Below are 4,536 nucleotides of genomic sequence, written 5' to 3' on the forward strand. Positions count from 1 at the left end.
CGGCCCTTGGTGCAGGTCGAGGCTGCGCTGGGCCTGCTCGCACAACGCGGTCAGGGCCTGGCCGCGCGCGACCGTGGCATGCCACAGCAGCGGCGCCTGCTCCTCGGCGCCCTGTTGCTGGGCCGCAGCCCGGTGCCAGGCGAGCCCGGCTTGGGCATCGAAGCGCAGGCGCAAGGCATCATGGTGCAGCACCAGCGCCTGCAACGCCGCCTCCAGCACCCGTGGCTGTAACGCCTGTGTCGGCGCCAGCAGCACGGACTGGTTCCAGTGATGCGCATCGGCAATGCCTTGGGCGAAGAACCAGCGCTGGATGGCCAGCAGCGGCAGGCTGCCAGCGACCGGGCCCTGGTCGATACGGGCGACCTCGCCAAAACGGGCCACACCGGCCAGGGCCTGCACGGTCTGGTGCAGGAACAGGTCTTTGGGGCTGAGCACGATGCCGGCCTGACGGGCCCGGCTGACCACCTGGATCGAGATGATCGAATCGCCGCCCAATTCGAAGAAATTGTCGGTCACCCCAACCTGAGGGACCTTCAGCACCGCCTGCCAAATCTGCACCAACGCCTGCTCGAGCGGGCTGCTGGCGGCCACGTGCTGGCCTTGCAGCTGGGTCAGGTCGACTGCCGGCAGGGCCTGGCGGTCGATCTTGCCGTTGGGGGTCAGGGGCATGCGTTCGAGCAACTGCACGTGCGTGGGCACCATGTAGTCAGGCAGGTCCACCTTCAAACGGCGCTTGATCGATTCGCGGCGCTCAGCCTGGGCCTGATGATCGGACGCCAGTTGCGGTGCGTCGTCGCTCACCACGTAGCCGACCAGTTGCTGGCCGCTCGGGCCGGCCTGGGCCACCACCACCGCTTCGCGCACACCCGGCACCGCCAGCAGGCGAGCTTCCACCTCGCCCAACTCGATACGAAAACCTCGCACCTTGACCTGGCGGTCGATGCGCCCGAGGTAATCGATGATGCCGCTGCTGCGCAGGCTTACCCGATCACCGCTGCGGTACAGCCGGGCACCGTTGCCGAACGGGTCCGGTACGAACCTTTCGGCAGTGAGCCCCGGGCGCTTGAGGTAGCCACGGGCCAAGCCCTGCCCGCCCAGGTACAACTCTCCCGGGATGGCCAGGGGCAACAGGTTCAGGTCGGCATCGAGCACATAAGCGCGCCGTTCACCGACGCGATCACCAATGGGCGCATAGGCTGCGCCGCAGCGGTCCTGTTCGCCGGCTTTCCAGATCAGGGGGGTGACCACGGTTTCGGTAGGGCCGTAGCCATTGATGATGTAGGTCGGGCGCAGTGCGCGCCGGGCCATGGCGTAGCTGGCCTCGGACACCGCATCGCCGCCGAAGCAGTACACCCGCATCGGCGGTGGGTTGCCGTCGCGCTCGGCGTGCTCGGCCAGTTGCTGAAGGTAGACCGGTGGAAACGCCGCGACCGTCACCCCATGCTCATGCATGGCGGCATAGGTTTGCTCCGGCGTCCACAGCTGCGGGTCGCGGATCAGCAGCGAAGCGCCGTGGGTCAGGGGCGTGAGCCAGCGCTCGTGGGCACCGTCGAAGGCGAACGACATGAAGTGCAGTTCGCAGTCGGCTGGCGTCATTTCGTAGCGCTCGCCAATCGCCCGGCAGTGCATGGCGATGGGGCCATGGGCTACCGCCACCCCTTTGGGCAGGCCGGTGGAACCCGAGGTGTAGATGACGTAGGCCAGGTTATCGGCCTGGGCGGCGTTCGCCGGCGCGTGGCAGGGTTGCGAGGCCAGGTCCATGTGGTCCAGGGCCAGGGTTGCCAACCCCTCAGGGACCGGCAGGCGCTGCATGAGCGCGCTGTCGCTGAGCAGCAGGGCCATGCCACTGTCCTGCATCAGGTAGGCCAGGCGTTCGCGGGGGTATTGCGGATCGAGCGGCGTATAGGCACCGCCGGCCTTGAGCACCGCCAACAGGCTCACGACCATCTCAAGGCCACGCTCCAGGGCGATACCGACCAGCACTTCCGGCCCGACCCCGGCTGTGACCAGGGCATGGGCCAGGCGGTTGGCCTGCTGATCGAGCTGGGCAAAGCTCATGCGCTGCTCGCCAAACAACAAGGCGGTGGCCTGCGGGGTTTGCGCAGCCCACTGGGCAATGCGCTCGTGCACCAGCGGGCCGTCGGCGTGACGCAGGTCCGGGGCGTTGCGCACAGCGTGCAGGTGCTCATGCTCATCGACGGCCAGCATCGGCAGCGCAGCAATGCAGCGCGACGGGTCGGCGACGAGGCTGCGCAGCAGGGTCAGCCAATGGCGCCCCAGGCGCTCGATGGTGGCGGCATCGAACAGGTCGCACGCATAGGTCAGCGACCCCCACAGGCCGTCTTCGCCCTCGACGGTGTCCAGCGTCAGGTCGAACGAGGCGCTGTGGCTTTCCCAGAACAGCCCTTCGATATCGAGCCCAGGCACCTGCCGGGTGCGTTGGTCGCGGCCTTGGCGCTGGTGGTTGTACATCACCTGGAACAACGGGTTGTGGCTCAGGCTGCGGTCTGGCTGCAAAGCTTCGACCAGTTGTTCGAACGGCAGGTCCTGATGCGCCTGGGCACCGAGCACCGTCTGCTTGACCTGTTGCAGCAACGCCGGGAAGGCCAAGGCCCCCTGCACATCGGCGCGCAGCACCTGCGTGTTGACGAAGAAGCCCAGCAGGCGATCGGTCTCGACCCGGTTGCGGTTGGCGTTGGGCACCCCGACGCGAATATCGGTCTGGCCGGTGTAGCGGTGCAGCAGCACCTGGAACGACGCCAGCAACAGCATGAACAGCGTGACCTGTTGCTGCTGCGCCAGGCCTTGCAAGGCTTCGCTCAGGGCGCTGTCGATGGGCAGGTCGACACGCGCGCCGCGCAGGCTTGGCTGGGCCGCACGCGGACGGTCGGTGGGCAACTCCAGCACAGGTTGATGCGCGCCCAGTTGCTCACGCCAGTAGGCCAGTTGCTGCTCGCTGCCGCCGGCTTCCATCCAGCGACGCTGCCAGATGGCGTAGTCGGCGTATTGAATGGGCAGCGCGGGCAGCTCGACCGCCCGCCCGTGGACGAAGCCCAAGTACAGCTGCATCAGCTCATCGACCATGACCTGCATCGACCAGCCATCGGAGACGATGTGGTGCTGCACCATCACCAGCACATGTTCATCGTCAGCCACCGTCAGCAGCCCCAGCCGTACCAGCGGACCGTGTTCGAGGTCGAAGGGCCTGGCGATCTGCTGCTCGATCAACGCCTGTACCTCGGCGTCTTGGTGCTCGGGTGCCAGGGTGGCCGGCAGGTGCAACGGCTCGATCGCGATCGGCAGGGCGCCATGCACGCGCTGGCAGGGCCGCTCCTCCTCCACCACGAAGGTGGTGCGCAGGGTCTCGTGGCGTGCCACCAGGGCATCGAACGCCTGCTGCAAGGCCTGGGTGTCGAGGTGGCCGCGCAGGCGCAGGGCGGTAGGGATGTGAGAGGCGCTGCTGCCTGGCTCCAGCTGCCAGAGGAACCACTGGCGCTCCTGGGCGAAGGACAGCGGCAAGCTGTCCAACTGCTCGCGGATGATCGGAATCGGCAGGTTGCCGGGCGAGACCTTTTGTTCGGCCATCTTGGCCAGGTACTGGCGGCGCTTGTCCACGGGCAAGGCGATGAAGCGTTGGGCAATGCGCAGGGCGCTGGCGTGATCCATTACACCGCCTCCATTTCGTCGAGCAAGCTTTCGAGCTGGTCAAGGGTGGAGGCATCCACCGCCCCGCCTTCGCGCTCCAGTTGGCGGGCCAGCTCGCCCAGGGTGGGGTATTGGAAAATCAATTGCGCAGTTGCCTTCATACCAAGCTCGAGTTGAATGCGTGAGACCAGGCTCACGACGAGAAGAGAGTGACCGCCCAGGTCGAAGAAATGATCGTTCAAGCCGACCTTGTCGAGCTGGAGCAGGTCCTGCCAGATCGCTGCCAGTTGGCACTCGACCGGGCGTTGCGGGGCTTCGTAGCCCTGTTGTTGTGGCGCGGCCTGGGGCAGCGGCAAGGCCTTGCGGTCCAGCTTGCCATTGGGGCTGAGCGGCCACTGTTCCAGCAGCAGCCATTGGCCGGGCACCATGTAGCCGGGCAAGTTGGCCTTGAGGTGAGCCTTGAGGCGCTCGCGCAGCAGCGCCTGGCGCGTGGCCTCCAGGTCAGCGCCGGCGACCAGCACGTAGCCGACCAGTTGCGCACCGGCGGCGCCAGGCTGAGCCAGCACGACCGCTTCACGGACTTCGGCCACCTCCAGCAGGCGCGCCTCGATCTCACCCAGCTCGATGCGCTGGCCACGGATCTTCACCTGGTGGTCCAGGCGACCGAGGTATTCCAGCACGCCGTCGGCGCGGTAACGCACCAGGTCGCCCGTGCGGTACAAACGCTCGCCATTACCCACAGGACTTGCCACGAAGCGCTCGGCGGTCAACGCCGGGCGGCGGTGATACCCACGAGCCAGGCCCACCCCGCCCAGGTACAGCTCACCGGCCACCCCCGGCACGACCGGCTGCAGGGCCGCGTCCAGTACGTAAGTGTGCAGGTTGGCAATG

The 4,536-nt window shown here is 67.2% G+C and carries 2 protein-coding genes; both read right to left on the minus strand.

Annotated features, from left to right (window positions below):
* A partial coding sequence (locus tag B2S33_RS11380) for an amino acid adenylation domain-containing protein (RefSeq protein WP_288650305.1) occupies positions 1 to 3,666 on the minus strand: 3,666 nt, incomplete at its 3' end.
* Positions 3,666 to 4,536, minus strand: an 871-nt coding sequence (locus tag B2S33_RS11385; protein ID WP_145281083.1) for a phosphopantetheine-binding protein, incomplete at its 5' end; no start/stop codon positions are given. The genes B2S33_RS11380 and B2S33_RS11385, both read right to left, overlap by 1 nt.

This window comes from Pseudomonas sp. UBA5568 (genome assembly GCF_002425525.1).
Taxonomy (GTDB): domain Bacteria; phylum Pseudomonadota; class Gammaproteobacteria; order Pseudomonadales; family Pseudomonadaceae; genus Aquipseudomonas; species Aquipseudomonas fulva.